Source organism: Streptomyces sp. NPDC088910 (assembly GCF_044749865.1).
Classification (GTDB): Bacteria; Actinomycetota; Actinomycetes; order Streptomycetales; family Streptomycetaceae; genus Actinacidiphila.
Map to the genome: position 1 here is coordinate 83343 of NZ_JBIVIV010000014.1, position 17690 is coordinate 101032.

At 71.7% G+C, this 17690-nt stretch carries 14 protein-coding genes; 3 read left to right on the forward strand and 11 right to left on the reverse strand.

Annotated elements, in window-relative coordinates; all coding sequences use genetic code 11:
• Nucleotides 1–224 precede the first annotated feature (224 nt).
• From ACIP4Z_RS28605 to ACIP4Z_RS28615, 3 genes are all read left to right on the forward strand, one after another.
• Complete coding sequence (locus ACIP4Z_RS28605; protein WP_355347904.1) at nt 225–1544, forward strand: PhoH family protein; 1320 nt, start codon at nt 225–227, stop codon at nt 1542–1544.
• 438 nt (nt 1545–1982) lie between these two features.
• The gene (locus ACIP4Z_RS28610) at nt 1983–2687 is read left to right on the forward strand and encodes a transglycosylase SLT domain-containing protein (RefSeq protein WP_355347907.1); all 705 of its coding nucleotides are present in this window, start codon (nt 1983–1985) and stop codon (nt 2685–2687) included.
• A 192-nt stretch (nt 2688–2879) separates the two neighbouring features.
• Nucleotides 2880–4517 carry an AI-2E family transporter gene (locus ACIP4Z_RS28615; protein ID WP_401312935.1) on the forward strand — a complete coding sequence of 546 codons (1638 nt, stop codon included), beginning with the start codon at nt 2880–2882 and terminating at the stop codon, nt 4515–4517.
• A gap of 106 nt (nt 4518–4623) precedes the next feature.
• Here the strand turns inward: ACIP4Z_RS28615 and ACIP4Z_RS28620 are convergent, their stop codons facing one another.
• The 11 genes from ACIP4Z_RS28620 to ACIP4Z_RS28670 all read right to left on the reverse strand — a co-directional run bounded on the left by ACIP4Z_RS28620 (nt 4624) and on the right by ACIP4Z_RS28670 (nt 17679).
• Nucleotides 4624–7038, reverse strand: a complete 2415-nt coding sequence (locus ACIP4Z_RS28620) for an FtsX-like permease family protein (RefSeq protein ID WP_401312938.1) — start codon at nt 7036–7038, stop codon at nt 4624–4626.
• Nucleotides 7035–7736: an ATP-binding cassette domain-containing protein gene (locus tag ACIP4Z_RS28625; RefSeq protein WP_391049189.1), complete on the reverse strand. Its 702-nt coding sequence runs from the start codon at nt 7734–7736 to the stop codon at nt 7035–7037. The genes ACIP4Z_RS28620 and ACIP4Z_RS28625 overlap by 4 nt, the downstream gene beginning before the upstream one ends.
• Nucleotides 7733–8257, reverse strand: a complete 525-nt coding sequence (locus ACIP4Z_RS28630; protein ID WP_355347919.1) for a PadR family transcriptional regulator — start codon at nt 8255–8257, stop codon at nt 7733–7735. The genes ACIP4Z_RS28625 and ACIP4Z_RS28630 overlap by 4 nt, the downstream gene beginning before the upstream one ends.
• Nucleotides 8258–8362: 105 nt before the next feature.
• Nucleotides 8363–8629: a hypothetical protein gene (locus ACIP4Z_RS28635; RefSeq protein WP_355347922.1), complete on the reverse strand. Its 267-nt coding sequence runs from the start codon at nt 8627–8629 to the stop codon at nt 8363–8365.
• Nucleotides 8626–9570, reverse strand: a complete 945-nt coding sequence (locus ACIP4Z_RS28640) for an SPFH domain-containing protein (protein ID WP_355347925.1) — start codon at nt 9568–9570, stop codon at nt 8626–8628. Before ACIP4Z_RS28640 ends, ACIP4Z_RS28635 begins: the two co-directional genes overlap by 4 nt.
• 168 nt (nt 9571–9738) lie before the next feature.
• Nucleotides 9739–11187, reverse strand: a complete 1449-nt coding sequence (locus ACIP4Z_RS28645) for a catalase (RefSeq protein ID WP_401312943.1) — start codon at nt 11185–11187, stop codon at nt 9739–9741.
• Nucleotides 11188–11639: 452 nt separating this feature from the next.
• Complete coding sequence (locus tag ACIP4Z_RS28650; RefSeq protein WP_401313135.1) at nt 11640–13796, reverse strand: SpoIIE family protein phosphatase; 2157 nt, start codon at nt 13794–13796, stop codon at nt 11640–11642.
• A 194-nt stretch (nt 13797–13990) separates the two neighbouring features.
• A complete protein-coding gene (locus ACIP4Z_RS28655) occupies nt 13991–14665 on the reverse strand; it encodes a class I SAM-dependent methyltransferase (protein ID WP_355348005.1) in 675 nt (224 codons plus the stop codon).
• Between the two features lie 285 nt (nt 14666–14950).
• The gene (locus tag ACIP4Z_RS28660; protein WP_401312946.1) at nt 14951–15625 is read right to left on the reverse strand and encodes a DUF402 domain-containing protein; all 675 of its coding nucleotides are present in this window, start codon (nt 15623–15625) and stop codon (nt 14951–14953) included.
• Nucleotides 15626–15648: 23 nt separating this feature from the next.
• Nucleotides 15649–17034 (reverse strand): class II fumarate hydratase, encoded by a 1386-nt coding sequence (locus tag ACIP4Z_RS28665; protein ID WP_401312949.1) that lies wholly within the window; start codon nt 17032–17034, stop codon nt 15649–15651.
• A gap of 153 nt (nt 17035–17187) precedes the next feature.
• Complete coding sequence (locus tag ACIP4Z_RS28670) at nt 17188–17679, reverse strand: DoxX family protein (protein ID WP_355347938.1); 492 nt, start codon at nt 17677–17679, stop codon at nt 17188–17190.
• Nucleotides 17680–17690 lie beyond the last annotated feature (11 nt).

Sequence of the window (17690 nt, forward strand, 5' to 3'; positions counted from 1 at the left end):
CGGCCTGAATCCGGTGCCGGGAGGGCTCGACGACGGCGTGCGGAGGCCGGTTTCTCCCGCGTAATGGCCGGTGAGCGGTCGGTGACCGGGCGATGACCGTCGGATGACTGTCATATGCATTCGCATGGGCAACGGTTTTCCAGGGCATATCACTGGGAGACCGGCATCCGGCCCATGGTTGCCGGTACCGCAGTTCGACCTCTCCCGAGGGGGTTCGTCCACACGTGGTGACCAGCAAGAATCGCCGTGACAACGACCGGCGCACGTACGTACTCGACACCAGCGTGCTGCTCGCAGACCCCAATGCCATCGCCCGCTTCGACGAGCACGAGGTTGTGCTGCCGGTCGTCGTGGTGACGGAGTTGGAAGCCAAGCGCCACCACCCGGAACTCGGCTACTTCGCCCGCCAGGCGTTGCGGCTGCTGGATGAGTTCCGGATCCGCTACGGCCGTCTGGACGCACCGATTCCGATCGGTGACGTCGGTGGCACGCTGCGTGTCGAGCTCAACCACTCGGATCCCGGGGTGCTCCCCGCCGGATTCCGGCTCGGTGACAACGACTCGCGCATTCTGGCGGTCGCCCGCAATCTGCAGGCCGAGGGGTACGACGTCACCGTCGTCTCCAAGGATCTGCCGCTGCGGGTGAAGGCGTCCTCCGTCGGCCTGCTGGCCGAGGAGTACCGGGCCGAGCTGGCGATCACCTCGGGCTGGACGGGAATGGAGGAACTGCTGGTCGGGGCGGACGAGGTGGACACCCTCTTCGCGGAGGAGTCCATCGCGCTGCCCGAAGCGGCCGAGCTGCCGGTGCACACCGGACTGGTGCTCCAGTCAGAGCGCGGCAAGGCGCTGGGCCGGGTCACCGAGGACGGCCGGGTGCGGCTGGTGCGCGGCGACCGCGAGGCGTTCGGCATCCACGGCCGCAGCGCGGAACAGCGGATCGCGCTCGATCTGCTGCTCGACCCCGACGTCGGCATCGTGTCGATGGGCGGGCGCGCGGGTACCGGCAAGTCCGCGCTGGCCCTGTGCGCGGGCCTCGAAGCCGTCCTGGAGCGCCGTCAGCACCGCAAGGTGATGGTCTTCCGGCCGCTGTACGCGGTCGGTGGCCAGGAGCTGGGCTATCTGCCCGGCAGCGAGGCGGAGAAGATGAGCCCCTGGGCTCAGGCCGTCTTCGACACGCTGTCGGCCGTGACGTCCAAGGAGGTCATCGAGGAGGTCGTGGCGCGCGGCATGCTGGAAGTGCTGCCGCTGACCCACATCAGGGGCCGTTCGCTGCACGACGCCTTCGTGATCGTCGACGAGGCCCAGTCGCTGGAGCGGAACGTCCTGCTGACCGTCCTGTCGCGGATCGGCGCCGGATCGCGGGTGGTCCTCACCCACGACGTGGCGCAGCGCGACAACCTCCGGGTGGGCCGTTACGACGGTGTCGTGGCGGTGGTGGAGAAGCTGAAGGGCCATCCGCTGTTCGCCCACATCACCCTCAACCGCTCCGAGCGGTCGCCGATCGCCGCTCTCGTCACCGAGATGCTGGAGGACGGCGGGGCCTGACCGGGGCACGGCCCCCGAATGGCGGGGGGCCTGAAGTGTCCGGATTTACTGAGTGATAGCGTGAGTTGAGGCTGCTGCGCCCGGCGTGAAGGGCGCAGCAGCCTAGCGTTTTACGGGGTCCGCCGCTCGGATTTACCCTCCTCCGCAGCGTGTGAGCTTTGCCACTCAACCGGAAATTGCCGCGCGGCGTCCGCGTACGGCAGGGTGTGAGGCTGTCAGGCCCCGCTTATGGCACTCCTACACCCTCAGGGGTGTGGGAACAGCAGCTCCACACAAATCCACATCGACCGCCATGAGCCGCCCGAGCACCACGCGGGACTCCTCCGGGAGTTCGCACCGGGCCAGTGCCCCCGTGACCGACCGGCCCGTATTGGCGGACCGGCAGGAAGGGGACCGTGCCAGGGGCACGATTTCGTCCGTGAGGTCACCCATCGGGCGATGCTGGAAGGAAACCGTGTGAGCCGGATCTCGGTCCGGGGACTCGCGGTGGCTTCGGCCACTGCGGTCACCACTGTGGGCGCCGTCGTAGGCGTCGCGTCGGGCGCCGACCAGGGCTCTTCCGAGCCTGTCGAAGCAGCCGGCACGACGACCCTCCTTGCGGACATTCCCGCTGGGCAGCAGATTCAGCAGGCTTCGCTGACCGAGCAGGTGCAGGCGCAGTCGGACGCCGCCGATGCCACGGCCCGGCAGTCCGCTGAGCAGACCGCCCGCGTCCAGGCGGCCAAGGACGCCGCCGCCAAGAAGAAGGCGGCGGACGAGGCGGCTGCCAAGGAGAAGCAGCGCAAGCTCGAAGAGGCCGCCAGCCGGGGCGGTGGCGACTCACGTGCCACGTTCCCCGTCACGGCCTCGTACACGGTGGCGCAGGTCAAGGCGATGGCGCAGACCATCGTCGGCGGCGACCAGTTCGCGTGCTTCTCCAACATCGTCTCCCGCGAGAGCGGCTGGAACTACACGGCGACCAACCCCTCCTCCGGGGCGTACGGCCTGGTTCAGTCCAACCCCGGTTCGAAGATGGCCTCGGTCGCCTCGGACTGGCGGACCAATCCGGCCACGCAGATAAAGTGGGGCCTCAACTACATGAACAGCCGGTACGGCAGCCCCTGCGGCGCCTGGTCGTTCTGGCAGAGTCACAACTACTACTGAGCCGACGGCGCCCAGCCGTCAGGCGGCAGTGCGCGGTATCTCTCCGCAAGCCCCCGAGCCCTCAGGGCCGGGGGCTTGTGCGTGTCCCGGAACGGGGTAGGCGCGGGGAGGATGTGGGAGGCAACCCTCCTCGCGAATAACATCGTCATTCTCAGCAGTTCCACAGATGGTCGACGGGGTCAGGGGAGAGCAATGCCGGACAAGCGCCACTGGAGCGCCGTACTGGCCTCCGGGCTGGCCAATATCGCCGGACGGATCGACGAACGCCAGGCGGCGGTGAACGCGAGCCGCGGCGTCGGCGCCGCGATCGAGGACCCGCGCCGCGACTCCTCGGACGCCGCTCCCGCCACCGACCCCTCCGCCGGTACGGACCGGGAGGCCGACACGCCCGACGCGGCCTCCGAACCGGGCGGCGGAAAGCGTACGGCGAAGGCCGCCGGTGCGGGAGGCGGGGCCGTCGCGCCCCCGCCCGTCGTCGTCGTGCCCGCGCCGCGCGCGCCGCAGCCCGATCCGGTGTCGGCCGTGCCGTGGAGCATGCGCGTCGGCGCCGAGGTCGGCTGGCGGCTGCTGGTGCTCGCGGGCACCGTCTGGGTGCTGATGCGGGTGATCGGCGCCGTACAGCTCGTGGTGCTGGCCTTCACCGCCGGCCTGCTGATCACCGCGCTGCTCCAGCCGTTCGTCGCCCGCCTCAAGCGGCGCGGTGTGCCGCGCGGGGTGGCGACGGCCATGGTCTTCGTCGGCGGCTTCGTCATCATGGGCCTGGTCGGCTGGTTCGTGGTCTGGCAGGTGATGGACAACATCAGCAATCTGTCGACCAGCCTCCAGGACGGCGTCAACGAGGTGAAGAAGTGGCTGCTCAACAGCCCCTTCCACGTCACCGACGACCAGATCAACCAGGTCGCCAAGAACCTCCAGGAAGCGATCGGCTCCAACACCAAGGCGCTGACCGACGCCGGGCTCCAGGGCGTCACCGTCATCGTCGAACTGCTCACCGGCATACTGCTGGCGATGTTCAGCACGCTGTTCCTGCTCTACGACGGGCCGAACATCTGGAACTGGTTCCTCAAGCTGTTCCCCGACGCGGCCAGGGACGGGCTGGCCGGCGCCGGTCCGCGCGCCTGGCGCACCCTCACCCTGTACGTGCGCGGCACGGTGATAGTCGCCCTCATCGACGCCATCTTCATCGGCGTCGGCATCTTCTTCCTCGGCGTGCCGATGGCCGTGCCGCTGGCCGTGGTCATCTTCCTGTCGTCCTTCGTGCCGCTGGTCGGCGCCGTCGCCTCCGGCTTCATCGCGGTCGTCGTGGCCCTGGTCACCCAGGGGCCGTTCACCGCGCTGATGGTGCTGGTCGTCGTGCTCGCCGTCCAGCAGATCGAGGGGCACATCCTCCAGCCCTTCATCCTCGGCCGCGCCGTCCGCGTCCACCCGCTGGCCGTCGTCCTGTCCGTCGCCGCCGGTTCGATGATCGCGGGCATCGGCGGCGCCGTCGTCGCCGTGCCACTGGTCGCGGTCGGCAACACGGTGGTCGGCTACCTCAGGGCCCACACCAAGGAGCGGGCGGCGGCCGCAGCCGGTCCGCACGGCGCGACGGCCTACGAGATCGCCCCGGTCACCACCCGTCAGCCCCCGGCGGACCCGGAGGCCCCGGCCTCGGGCGGCCCGACACCGGACGGCCCCGGCCCCGAGGGCCCCGGTCCTGAGGGTTCCGGTCCTGAGGGCCCCGGCCCTGAGGGTTCCGGTCCTGAGGGCCCCGGCCCGAACGGTCCCGGCCCGGACGACCGGGACCCCTCCCACGAGGACGACCACACTCACGAGGGCGCGTCCGCCTAACCCGCGCCCCCCCGCGCCCCCGCCTCCGACCGCCCCCGCGTCCCCCCTCCGGACGCGGGGGCGGTCGCGTCGTTCGCCCTTCGGCCTTCGCCCTTCGCCCTTCGGCCTATTCGGTCCGCAGACCGTCCGGCCGCATCAGCCGCCACAGCGGCGGCAGGCTGAGGAGGGTGACGGCCAGGACGACGGACGCGCCGATCGCCGACATCTGGGCGACGATCGCCCAGTCGACGTGGAACGTACGGCCGACCATCGCCAGGAGCGCGGCGCCGAGCCCGAGCCCCCCGACACAGGCGAGGACCAGGCCGAGCGCCATCGGAATGGCCGTCTGCCACAGCACCGACCAGGCCAGGGCGGTGCGCCGGGTGCCGAAGGCGACCAGGACGGCGAGCAGCTTCTTGCGGTCGCGGAGCTGCTCCAGCATCGTGACCAGCAGGCTGGCGCCGATCAGCGCCATGGTGATGGCCGCGCCCACGAACAGGCCGCGCCGCAACTGGCCGTACTGCGTCTGCGTGGTGCTGTCGCTCACGGCCGAGACGGTGACCGTCGGGCCGAGCGCGGCCCCGGTGTTGCGCAGGTACTCCACCGCGTCCCGCTTGCCCGCGTCGAGGTTGACCATGACGACGGCCGTGGGATCGGCCAGCTTCGACTGGTCGACGGCCTCGGGGGTCAGCAGGACGCCCCAGTTGGTCTGACCGCGCGGGTCGGTCCGCGCCGTGACCGAACGGGCGTCGGACGGGACCGTCCACAGCCGCGGAGCGCCGGTGTACGGCAGGGCGCCGGTGTTGAGGTCGAGGCGCTTGCCGGGCTTGGCGTACTTGGCCAGGTCCGCGTTGGACGACGCGCCCCACTGCTCGTTGTTGGGCACGATGTAGACGCTGCCCGCCCCGCAGGAGCCGATGTCCGCCATCTGCCGCAGCGTGTCGCAGTCGGCGACCAGCAGCGGGATGTAGGCGGTCTCGGCGTCGGGGCCGAGCTTGCTGGCGTCCGGCTGCGTGGCCCGCGTGTCGATGAAGCCGTACGCCCGCGCCACGCCGGGCGTCGCCCGGACCTTCGCGGTGTAGTCGACCGCCTGCCGCGCGTCGGCGGTCGGCGCGCTGACGGTGGCCTGGATACGGGACGTGTCGGCGCCCGTGGAGTGCACGAAGGTGTCGTTGACGCCCGCGAAGAGCATCTGGAGCGCGATGGCCCCGGCGACCGCGACCGTGACGCCGCTGACCATCCGCGCCGATCCGTTGCTGTTCAACTGGAGCCTGCGGGTGGCCAGTTGCCAGGCGACCGGCCCGCCGCGCAGCCGTCCGACGACGGCCTCCACGACCCAGGGCAGCACCGTGGTGACACCGAACAGCAGCAGCACCGCGCCCGCCGCGGTCTGGTACTCGTTGACATGCGCGTCGCTGCCGTTGACCGAACCGAACAGCGGGACCAGCAGGCCGATGCCGACCAGCGGCACCAGCAGCCGCCACCACAGGGTGCGGCGCCGGCCGAGCCCCTGGCGGACCACGCCGAGCGGTTCGATCGCCGTGCCGCGCAGGCTGACCAGGGTCACGGCGACGGCCGCCACCGGGACCGCCAGCACGATCAGCGTGGTGAGCGCCGCGTTCGGCGTCATGTCGGCGGGGAAGGCGCTGATGTCGTGGATCGTGAAGTGCGAGGCCAGCTGCCGACCGGTGAAGAAGAACACCGCGCCCAGCACCAGCCCGAACAGCGACCCCAACAGGGCTTCCCCCGCGGCGATTCTGCGGGTCATCCGGATGTCCGCGCCGACCAGCCGCATCGCCGCCAGCCGCCGGTCCCGCCGCTCGCCGCCCAGCCGTACCGCCGCGCCGACGAAGACCGCGACCGGCAGCAGCAGCACCACCAGCATGACGACCAGCAGCAGCGTCAGCACCGGGCTCATCGCCTCGGACGGGGCGTGGTAGCCGTACGAGGTGACCCGCGTGGCGTTGCCGTGCCCGTAGTTCTCGTCACGGGCGGTGAGCTGATCGCTGCCCGCGTAGTACAGCAGCTCGCTCGGGCCCATCAGCCCGGCTTCCCCGACGGTGCCGGTGATCTTGTACGGGATGCGCTCGCGCAGCAGCGGCGTGGAGTTCAGCAGCTTGCGCAGCGCGGGGGAGACCACCATCTCCCCGGCGCCCGGCAGATGGGCGACGCCGGGCGGCGAGGGCGCCTTGGCCCCCTCGGCCTGGAGCAGCGAGCCGCCGATCTGCGAGTCCCGGTAGACGGTCCTGACGTCGGCCACCAGGAGCGAGCGGTCGGACGGCTTGGCGATGAACGTGGCGGAGGAGGTGTCGCGGGCCACCCGCTTCTGCTCCCGCGTGTCCAGCATGGCCGGTACGGCGGCGGCGAGCAGCAGCAGCGCCACGCCGAGCCCGACGCCGACGGCGGTCAGCACCGTACGGGTCCAGCCCTCGCGTCCGCCGCCCGCCGCGAAACGCGCGCCGAGCGCGAGGTCGCGCGCCCAGGTCCGCACGCCGGCCGGCTGGTCCGGTGCCTCGGCGCCGTGAGGTTCGCGGCTGTTCATGACACCCGCTCCATGTCGCGCGACTTCCCGTCCCGCACGACGATCTCCCGGTCGGAGTAGGCGGCCACCCGCGCTTCGTGGGTGACCAGGACGACGGCGGCGCGGGTGTCGTGCGCGGCGTCGGTCAGCAGCCGCATCACCCGCTCGCCGTTGAGCGAGTCCAGCGCGCCGGTCGGCTCGTCGGCGAAGACGACCCGCGGGCCGCCGACCAGCGCGCGCGCCACCGCGACGCGCTGGCCCTGGCCGCCGGAGACCTCGCCGGGCCGCTTGTCGGCGATGTCGGCGACCTCTAGGCGCTCCAGCCACTGCGCCGCCTGCTGCTCGGCCGGCCTGCGCTTGGCGCCGCCGAGCCGCATCGGCATCGCCACGTTCTCCAGGCAGGTCAGCTCGGGTACGAGCTGGCCGAACTGGAAGACGAAGCCGAAGTCGGCGCGGCGCAGCGCGCTGCGCTCGCCGTCCGACATGGCCGACAGGTCGCGTCCCCGGTAGCGCACCTGGCCGGAGTCGGCCTTCACGATGCCGGCCAGGCAGTGCAGCAGGGTCGACTTGCCCGACCCCGAGGGGCCCATGACCGCGACGACCTCGCCGGGCCTGATGCTGAAGTCGGCGCCGTCCAGCGCCGGGGTCGGGCCGTACGCCTTGCGCAGTCCCGCGGCCACCAGCAGCGGCTCGGGTCGGGGCTCGGTCGACGCGTTCATTTGGCCACCTCCGCGGCGAGCTGGTCGAGACGGGCGGCGGTCAGCTCCAGCCACCGCAGATCCGCCTCCAGATGGAACAGGGCGTGGTCGCAGATGAGCTGGTCCGCCAGGTCGCCCGCCGACTTGCGGCGGGTGAGGTCGCGCATCAGCCGCAGGTGCTCGGCGCGCTGGGTGTCGAGCAGGTCGGCGGCCGGGCGGCCGGTCAGCAGCGCCAGCACGACCTTCGTGTACAGCGTGGTCTGGAGGTACGGCTCCGGCTTCTCCGGCTGCGTCAGCCACGTCTCGACGTCCGTGATCCCCGCTTCGGTGATCGCGTACCGCTTGCGCTCGGGGCCGCCGCCCGGCTCTATGCCGTCCACCTCGACCAGGCCGTTCTTCAGCAGCCTGGCCATCGTCGAGTAGACCTGCCCATAGGCCAGCGGGCGGTCGTGTCCGAACCGTTCGTCGAATGCGCGCTTGAGGTCGTAGCCGTGGCGCGGGCCGGACTCCAGGAGTCCGAGCAGGGTGTGCCCAATTGACATGCGGAGCACTGTACACCACGGGTATACACACCATGTATACGCACCGGAGCGCTGCCTTCCGCCGCCGTGCGGTGGTGTCGGGAGGAGGCCGGTGGCGGGCGGGGCCTACGTACCGGCCGACGGCTTCGGGGGCCGGCCGCGGCGGGGGAGGGGGCGGGTCGCGCTGGGCAGGCGGCCCGCCTCGGCGAGGGCGCGGCGCAGCAGGAACTCGATCTGCGCGTTGGTGCTGCGCAGCTCCGCCGCCGCCCAGGACGCGAGGGCGTCGTGAACGGCGGGGTCGAGCCGCAGCAGCACCTGCTTGCGTACGGGGCGGGCGGCGGTCTCCCCGCCGCCCGCCCCGTCGGGCCCGTCGTCGGGCGCGGAGGAGGTCACTGGTAGAGGGTGCCCGTGTTCAGGACCGGCTGCGCGGCGCGGTCACCGCAGAGCACGACCAGCAGATTGCTGACCATGGACGCCTTGCGCTCCTCGTCCAGTTCGACGATCCCCTGCTCGGCGATCCGGGACAGCGCCGACTCGACCATGCCGACCGCGCCGTCCACGATCGTCTGCCGGGCGGCCACGATGGCCCCGGCCTGCTGCCGCTGAAGCATCGCGGAGGCGATCTCGGGCGCGTAGGCGAGGTGTGTGAAGCGGGATTCGATGATCTTCACACCGGCCGACTCGACGCGGGCGGCGATCTCGGCGGACAGCCGCTCGGTGATGTCCTCGGAGTTGCCGCGCAGCGAGATCGACTGGCCGTCGTGGGCGTCGTACGGGTAGTTGGTCGCGATGTGCCGGACGGCGGTGTCGGTCTGGATGCTCACGAACTGGACGTAGTTGTCGACCTCGAAGGTCGCCTGCGCGGTGTCCCTGACCTGCCAGACCACGACCGCGGCCAGTTCGATCGGGTTGCCGTACGCGTCGTTGACCTTCAGCGTCGAGGTCTCGTGGTTGCGCAGCCGGGTGGAGATCTTGCGGCGGCTGGTGAAGGGGTTCACCCAGCGCAGGCCGTCCTGCCGGATGGTGCCCTGGTAGCGCCCGAAGAGCTGGCACACCCGCGCCGAGCCCGGTGCGACCTGGGTGAGGCCGAACAGGGTGATGAACGCGCAGAGGACGACCACCGCGCCCGCGACGATCAGCGTGGTCGCGAGGGCGCCGGGGTGGTCCTTGGCGTGCACCGCGCCCGCGACGATCAGCGCCACACCACCGGCCACCACCACCAGCGCGAGCAGCAGAAAGGGCAGACCGGGCATGCCCACCGCCCGTCGCTCCTGCACCCGCGGCGCGGGCATGTCCGGTGCGTCGACGGCGAGCTGTGGTTTCTGGTCCGACATGGCGGGTCCCCGTTCCTCCGAAAAAGTGTCTATCAAAGAGATATCACATTTTCGGGAAACCCAAACCTTGGCAAAGCCTCGAACCCGCACCTGACCCGCCCCCGGACACGATGCAGCCCCGGGGCACGGGACATGATCACGTGCCTCGGGGCTGCGCTTCGGTGGGCGTCAGCCGGTCTTGACCTCACCGGTGATCCGGTCGCCGAGCGACTGGTCGACATTGCGCCAGTACGTCAGCGCCCGCTCCAGCACCGGCGCGCTCACCCCGTCGCTGAGGTGGCCCGCCACGTTCGACACCAGCCGGGCGCGCGCCGCGTCGTCCAGCACCTCGCGCACCATCGTGCCCGCCTGCCCGAAGTCGTCGTCCTCCGCGTGCAGCGCGTACGCCTCGCGCACCATCTCGCCCGCCGCCCGCCAGCCGGTGACCTCCCCGTACGCCTGCGGCGAAGCGGCCGGTCCGCCGTACGAGTTGGGCGCGTACGGCGCCCCCGCGTTCGACGGCTCGTACCGCATCGGGCCGTCCTTGGCATAGGAGTTGACCGGCGAGTGCGGGCGGTTCGGCGGGAGCTGGGCGTAGTTGGGGCCGATCCGGTACCGGTGCGTGTCCGGGTACGAGAACAGGCGGCCGAGCAGCATCTTGTCCGGGGACGGGCCGATGCCCGGCACCATGTTCGAGGGCTCGAACGCCGCCTGCTCGATGTGGACGAAGTAGTCCTCGGGGTTGTGGTCCAGCGTCATCCGGCCGACCTCGATCAGCGGGTAGTCGCCGTGCGGCCACACCTTCGTCAGGTCGAACGGGTTGAAGCGGTAGTCCGCCGCGTCCTCGAACGGCATGACCTGCACATACAGCGTCCACGACGGGTGGTCGCCGCGGTCGATGGACTCCCACAGGTCCTGCCGGTGGTAGTCGGCGTTCTGGCCCGCGAGGGTGTCGGCGTCCGCCTGGGTGAGGAAGTCGATGCCCTGGTCGGTCTTGAAGTGGTACTTCACCCAGAACTTCGTGCCGCCGCCGTTGACCCACATGTACGTGTGCGAGCCGTAGCCGTTCATGTGCCGGTACGACTTGGGGATGCCGCGGTCGCCCATCAGCCACGTCACCTGGTGCGCGGACTCCGGCGAGAGCGTCCAGAAGTCCCACTGCATGTCGTTGTCGCGCAGCCCGTTGTCCGGGCGGCGCTTCTGCGACCTGATGAAGTCCTGGAACTTGATCGTGTCGCGCACGAAGAACACCGGGGTGTTGTTGCCGACCAGGTCGTAATTGCCGTGCTCGGTGTAGAACTTCAGCGCGAAGCCGCGCGGGTCCCGCCACGTGTCCGGGCTGCCCTGCTCACCCGCGACCGTCGAGAACCGCGCCAGCATCTGCGTGCGCTTGCCCGGCTGGAACAGGTCGGCGCGGGTGAACTGGCTGACGTCGTTGGTCACTTCGAACCGGCCGTACGCCCCGCTGCCCTTGGCGTGCACCACCCGCTCGGGGACCCGCTCCCGGTTGAACTGGGCCATCTTCTCGATCAGGTAGTGATCCTGCAGCAGGATCGGCCCGTCGGCCCCCACGGTCAGCGAGTGCTCGTCGCTCTCGACCGGGATACCGGCGTTGTTGGTGGTGTACGGGGTGCTCATCGAGAGTGTCCTCACGCTCGGGAGTCGTATGACCTCGCTGCTCCCCACCTTCCCACCGAATATGCCTGTCGGCACGCTGAGCCACCTTGCGGTGACCCTCGGTCACGCTGGTGGCCGAGTCGGCGGGGTGCGTTCGCCCGAGGGGCTGCGCCCCTACGGCACCGCTGCGCGGTGGGGTTCGCCGGTAGCCAGCGAGCCGAAGGCGGCGCCGGTGTCGAAAGCGACGATGAGCAGGGAGCGAGGAACGAGCGACCGTCGAAGAGGAGCGTCGACACCGGATCTAAGCCGCCGGAGGCGAGAGGGCGGCAAAAAAAGGGGATCGCGGTGAGCATGGGAAAGACGGCTCCCACCCACGGTCCGCCGTGACGCTGAGCTGACGCAAGAGGGTGCCGCGGGCGTTCACCCCCCCACGGCAACCCCACCCAAGACGGCACCCCCACCCCCGTACGGCCCTAGATCGGGAGCTCGAACCACACCACCTTGCCCGCGCCCAAGCGGGTGGCGCCCCAGCGTTGGGCCATGCGGTTGACGAGGTAGAGGCCGCGGCCACCTTCCTCCTCCGGGGCGGCGTGGCGCATGCGCGGCAGAAGAGGCGCGTCGTCGCCGACTTCGCAGCGCAGGACGTCGGTGCGCAGGAGGCGCAGGGTGATGGGGCGCTCGGCGTAGCGCACGGCGTTGGTGACGATCTCGCTGACCAGGAGTTCGGCGGCGTCGGACTGGTCCTCGAGGTCCCAGCGGCGCAGGGCCTGGCGGATCAGGCGGCGGGCGCGGCCGGGCGTCTGGGGGTGCGGCTCCAGGAACCAGTAGGCGACGTCGCTGGGCGAGATGCCGTCGAAGCGCGCGGCGAGCAGGGCGATGTCGTCGTCGCGGTCGCCGGGGCCGAGGATCTCCAGCACCTCGTCGCACAGCGGCTCCAGCGGCGGCGGCGAGACCACGCTGGCGGCGTCGTGCAGCCGTTCGCGCAGCAGCTCGATGCCGCCCCACACGTCACGGCTGCGGGACTCGACCAGGCCGTCGGTGTAGAGCAGCAGGGTCGCCCCGGCGGGCGCGGGCAGCTCCACGGCCTCGAAGGGCACCCCGCCGACGCCGATGGGCGCGCCGGGCGGCACGCGCAGCACCTCGGCGAGACCGTCGGCGTGCAGCAGCACCGGCGGCGGGTGGCCCGCGTTGGCGACCACCAGCCGGTGGGCGATCGGGTCGTAGACGGCGTAGACGCAGGTCGCCATGCGGTCCTGGCCGAGCCGCTGGGCCTGTTCGTCCAGGTGGTAGAGGACTTCCTGGGGCGCCAGGTCGAGCCCGGCCAGGGTCTGGACGGTGGTACGGAGCTGGCCCATGATCGCCGCGGAGGTCATGGAGTGGCCCATGACGTCGCCGACGACGAGCGCCACCCGGCTGCCGGGCAGCGGGATCGCGTCGTACCAGTCGCCGCCGACGCGCGCGGACTCGGCCGCCGGAAGGTATCTGCTGGCGAGCTGGACGCCGGTCGGCTGCGGCAGCGAGTCCGGCAGCATCTCGCGCTGGAGGGCGTCCGCGATGTACGCCTCGCGGCCGTACAGCACGGCCTTGTCGACGCCGAGCGCGGTGTGCGTGGCGAGCTGGGCGGCCACCAGCAGGTCGTCCGCCTCGAAGGGCGTACGGTCCGCGCGCCGCAGCAGCACCGCGGCGCCGATCACCCGGCGACGGCCGCGCAGCGGTGCCAGCAGGGCGCGGCGCCCGGTCGGCATGCCCGGCAGCGGCGCATCGCTGTGGTCGGGGCGGCCGAGGAGTTCGGCGAGCGCGTCGGCGGCGCGCGGGGAGTCGGCGAAGACCGGCCGTACGCCGCGCAGCACTTCCGCCAGCGGCCCGTCGAGCAGCACCGCGATGGACTCGGCGGCGCCGCCGTACGACGACTCCAGGGCGGGCAGCAGCGGCGCCGCGCCGACCGGGGCGGTCGCGGTCGCCAGCGGGTCCGCGGGCTCCTCCAGGCCGCCGTCGGCGCGCCGCAGCCGCAGCCGCAGCGGCCCGGACGGCCGCTCGTCGCCGACCGGCAGCGGGTCGCGCAGATAGACCAGGATCGCGTCGGCGAAGGCGGGCACCGCCGAGCGGCACAGGCCGAGCAGGATCTCGTCGAGGTCGAGCCCGCGGGCGATCCGCCGGGTCGCGGCGCCCACGTATCGCAGCCGGTCGGCCTCGGGACCGGTCTGCACGGGCATCGGGATGCGCATCCCCACAGAATCCTCGTCGCCGGGGTGTCCCGCCGCTTCCAGCGGTGTGCCGCGCGGCGGAGTGCTGACGAACGACGCCAGCGACTCGCCCTCGGGCGGCGCCGTCCAGCCGGAGCCGTGCGTCGGGATGGGCGGCAGCGGCGGCAGGTGCGGCTCCACGGCGCGCGAGGGTCCGCGCGGGGTCTCGGGGGCGGATCCGCCGGGTATGGCCGAGGGCCGGTCCGCGCCGGGGCGGTCGGTGGCGGGGCGCTCGGCCGCCGGGTGGTCGGCGCCGGGGCGCTCGGCCGGCCTGCCCTCCGGCTCGTTCTCGTCGTGCGGGCGGGCCCCACCGGGGCGCGGGGGTGTGGCGGAGGCCGCCGAGGCCAGGCCGCGCGCCGACTCGAAGTCGCGGGCGGCGCGGGGCAGCTCGTGGTGGCCCGTGGCCGAGCCGAGGCCCGCAGCGGTACTCGGCCCCGAAGGCGTCTCGGGTACGGCGAAGCCGCCACGCGGGTCCGGTGGGGTCGCGGCGTGGTTCCTGGGCGTACGGGGCGGGTCCGTGGTCACGCGAGTCGTTCCATCCGTCTGTGCGCCACGCGCTGGCCGCGGCGGGTCGGGCCTGGTCAGGCGCGTCGGCAGGAGAGGAAGATCTGCTCCTCCGGCGGCACGTCGGTGCTCGCCGGTGCGTAGGCGTACGAATCCTCCTTGATCACCTCGAAGCCCGCGTCCACCACGACATGGCGCAGTTCATCCCTTAGATAACCGGATACCCGGATGGTGTGACCGAGGAACGGAATCGGCACATTGTCCAGATCGGCTTCCACCATCGACACGGCGAGCAGGCCGCCGGGCTCCAACAGGCCGTGGAGCGCCCGCAAGGTGCCGGGGATCTCGTCCTTGGGCAGCATGAGCAGCGAGAAGAACGCGGCGACCGCCGCGAAACTTCCCGGCGCCAGCGGCCCGCCCTCGGTGAGGTCGGCGAAGTCGGCCTGGACGAAGTCGGCCGCGGGCACGTTCACCCGTGCCTGCGCGAGCATTCCGGCGGACAGGTCCACGCCCGTCACCCGCAGCCCCGCGTCGGTGAACTGGCGCGCGGTCGGCAGTCCCGTACCGCAGCCGAGGTCCAGCACACGGGCACCGGCGGGCAGGGTCTCGACGAGCCATTCACCGGCCCTGACCTGCCCGTCCTTGTGCGGGAACGCTTCGTCGTACCGGTCGCCGATCGCGTCGAACGCCTCGGCCTGGCCGGTACGGTCCCTGCCCTGATCCTCGTGATCGTCGGCAGGGGGGATCCCCATGTGCTCGTAGCCGCCGGTTCCCACCGTTCCGGGCCTCCCTGACTGCTGCTGGATGGCTGCTGCTGAATGGCTGTACGAATGGCTGTGTTCGCGTCGCTGTGACGTAGCGTCAAACTCTAGGCCGCGATCGGCAATTGCGCAGTGTTCCGGAGCACGATCCTACGGTTGGGGGTCAGGGACGCAACAAGGGGCTCGGAGGTTCACTCCCGCCCCCCCACGGCTTACGCCCGCTTACGCCCCCTACCGTACGCACCGCGGCCGTACCCCCGGCCCGGCCCGCCGCTTCTACGACGGCGGCCGGTCCCAGTCCGGCGGCAGCGCGGGCACCGGCCACGCCGGGTCGGGCCGCCAGTCCTCCCAGCCGTCACGGAACGGCGGACCCCAGGCCCTGACCACCCCCGCCGCGCGCTCACCGGCCCGCCGCACACGCGCCGCCAGCTCCGCCGGCATCAGCCCGTCCGCCTGCGCCTGCGCGAACTCGTCCTCGTCCAGCCAGCGCCAGGAGCGGTCCGGGTGGACCGAGATGTCGAGGAAGTGATCCTCCGAGTCCACCCCTCCCGACCAGCGCCGACGAGGTTCCTCAAGGTTCACATACCAGCATTTGAACCGCCACCCGGGCTCCCAGAACAGCCACACCGACCACGGCTCGCCCGGCCGCGCCAGCTTCAGCACCCCGGCGCCCCACCACGGCTCGACCCGCGCCACCCGCGGCTTCACGTACCGGCTCGCCAGCGGCTCCCGGTGCACCGGCGTCCCGTCCGCCAGCACCGGCTTCACGCACGCCGTACCGGGCGCCATCCACACCGCGAGCAGCTCCGCGTCGTCGCGCACCACGGTCACCGGACGGCAGATGTGCACCGCGTCCGTGCCGTTCCCCCGGTAACGCCACAGCACCTGCGCGCCGGGCGTCCAGAAGTGGCGCTCCCCGGTGCGGGTCGAGAGATCGGCTTCGGCTGTCATGAACAGAGTTTACGGAAGCACTGTTACGGATGCGTCATACGCAGAACGTCCAGCGCCTCGTCGAGCTGCGTTTCGGACAGCAGACCGCGTTCGACGTAACCGGACTCGATCACCACCTCGCGGATCGTCTTCCGCTGCGCCAGCGCCTTCTTCGCGACCTTCGCGGCCTCCTCGTACCCGATGTAACGGTTCAGCGGAGTGACGACCGAAGGCGAGGACTCGGCGTACTCGCGGGCCCGCTCGACATTCGCCGTGATCCCGTCCACCGTGCGGTCCGCCAGCAGCCGCGTGACGTTGGCGAGCAGCCGGACCGACTCCAGGACGTTGCGGGCGATCACCGGCAGCATCACGTTCAGCTCGAAGTTGCCCGCCGCGCCCGCCACCGAGATGGCCGTGTCATTGCCCGTCACCTGCGCCGCCACCATCAGCACCGCCTCCGGGATGACCGGATTGACCTTGCCCGGCATGATCGACGAGCCGGGCTGAAGGTCGGGCAGCGCGATCTCGGACAGCCCTGTACGCGGCCCCGAGGACATCCACCGCAGGTCGTTGGCGATCTTGGTGAGGCCGACCGCGATCGTCCGCAGCTGCCCCGAGGTCTCCACGATGCCGTCCCTGGCGCCCTGCGCCTCGAAGTGGTCGCGGGCCTCGGTCAGCGGCAGTCCGGTCGCGCGCGCCACCTCCGCGATCACCGCGGCCGGGAAGCCCGCCGGGGTGTTGATGCCGGTGCCCACCGCCGTGCCGCCCAGCGGCAGCTCCGCCAGCCGCGGCAGCGAGGACCGCAGCCGCTCGATCCCGTACCGCACCTGCGCCGCGTAGCCGCCGAACTCCTGGCCCAGCGTGACCGGCGTGGCGTCCATCAGGTGCGTGCGACCCGCCTTCACGACGGTCGCGAACTCCGCCGCCTTCGCCTCCAGGGACTCCGCCAGACGGGTGAGCGCCGGAATCAGGTCGCCGGTCACCGCCGCCGTCGCCGCGATGTGGATGGAGGACGGGAAGACGTCGTTGGACGACTGCGAGGCGTTGACGTGGTCGTTGGGGTGGACGTCGCGGCCCAGGCGCTCGGTGGCCAGGGTGGCGATCACCTCGTTGGCGTTCATGTTGGACGAGGTGCCGGAACCGGTCTGGAAGACGTCCACCGGGAAGTGCTCGTCCCAGCGGCCCTCGGCGACCTCGGCCGCGGCCTCCTGGATCGCCTCGGCGGTGTCCTTGTCCAGGACGCCCAGCTCCGCGTTGACCTTCGCGGCGGCGGCCTTGATCCGGGCCAGCGCCGCGATGTGCGCCCGCTCGATCCGCTGCCCCGAGATCGGGAAGTTCTCCACCGCGCGCTGCGTCTGCGCCCGCCACTTCGCCTCGGCGGGCACCCGTACCTCGCCCATCGAGTCGTGCTCGATCCGGTATTCGCTCATGCCTATAACAGTGCCCGGGAACACCAGGGTGTTCCCGGGCACTGTCTCCCCGTGGTGAGATCGGCCGAATCCGCGCGCAGCCGCGCGAGCCCGCGTGGAGCCGGGCGAGGCCGCGTGGAGCCGGGCGAGGCCGCGTGAGATCCGCGCGGAGCCTCAGGCGGGCATGGCCAGCCGGCCGTTCCCCCCGTCCTGCGCCTCCTGCGCGTCGAGCGCCGCCCGCGCGGCCGACCTGCGGTCCGCGAGCAGCCGGTCCAGCGCCAGGGCGCCCGGCCCCGAGAAGACGATCAGCAGCAGCGTCCAGCAGAAGAAGACCGCCGCCTCACCGCCGTTCTCGATCGGCAGCAGCCCCCGGTGCTGATGGACGTCGAAGTACGCGAACGCCATCGACCCCGAGCCGATCAGCGCGGCCGGCCGGGTCGCCAGCCCGAACAGCACCAGCACACCGCCGACGAGCTGGATCAGCGCCGCGTACCACCCCGGCCACCGGCCCGCCGACAGCTCGGCCGTGCCGAGCACGCCGAAGAGCGACGCCACACCGTGGCAGGTGAACAGGAGCCCGACGACGATACGGAACAGGCTGAGCGCGTACGGCTGGGCCCGGTCGATGCGGGAGTCCGAACCCGTACCGGTAACGGTGTCCGACATGAGCGCACCTC

Coding starts and splice junctions, on each gene's coding strand:
- ACIP4Z_RS28610 (WP_355347907.1), top strand. CDS start 1,983: ATGCTGGAAGGAAACCGTGTGAGCCGGATCTCGGTCCGGGGACTCGCG.
- ACIP4Z_RS28655 (WP_355348005.1), bottom strand. CDS start 14,665: ATGGGGATCCCCCCTGCCGACGATCACGAGGATCAGGGCAGGGACCGT.
- ACIP4Z_RS28615 (WP_401312935.1), top strand. CDS start 2,880: ATGCCGGACAAGCGCCACTGGAGCGCCGTACTGGCCTCCGGGCTGGCC.
- ACIP4Z_RS28625 (WP_391049189.1), bottom strand. CDS start 7,736: ATGAACGCGTCGACCGAGCCCCGACCCGAGCCGCTGCTGGTGGCCGCG.
- ACIP4Z_RS28665 (WP_401312949.1), bottom strand. CDS start 17,034: ATGAGCGAATACCGGATCGAGCACGACTCGATGGGCGAGGTACGGGTG.
- ACIP4Z_RS28630 (WP_355347919.1), bottom strand. CDS start 8,257: ATGTCAATTGGGCACACCCTGCTCGGACTCCTGGAGTCCGGCCCGCGC.
- ACIP4Z_RS28660 (WP_401312946.1), bottom strand. CDS start 15,625: ATGACAGCCGAAGCCGATCTCTCGACCCGCACCGGGGAGCGCCACTTC.
- ACIP4Z_RS28645 (WP_401312943.1), bottom strand. CDS start 11,187: ATGAGCACCCCGTACACCACCAACAACGCCGGTATCCCGGTCGAGAGC.
- ACIP4Z_RS28640 (WP_355347925.1), bottom strand. CDS start 9,570: ATGTCGGACCAGAAACCACAGCTCGCCGTCGACGCACCGGACATGCCC.
- ACIP4Z_RS28620 (WP_401312938.1), bottom strand. CDS start 7,038: ATGAACAGCCGCGAACCTCACGGCGCCGAGGCACCGGACCAGCCGGCC.
- ACIP4Z_RS28670 (WP_355347938.1), bottom strand. CDS start 17,679: ATGTCGGACACCGTTACCGGTACGGGTTCGGACTCCCGCATCGACCGG.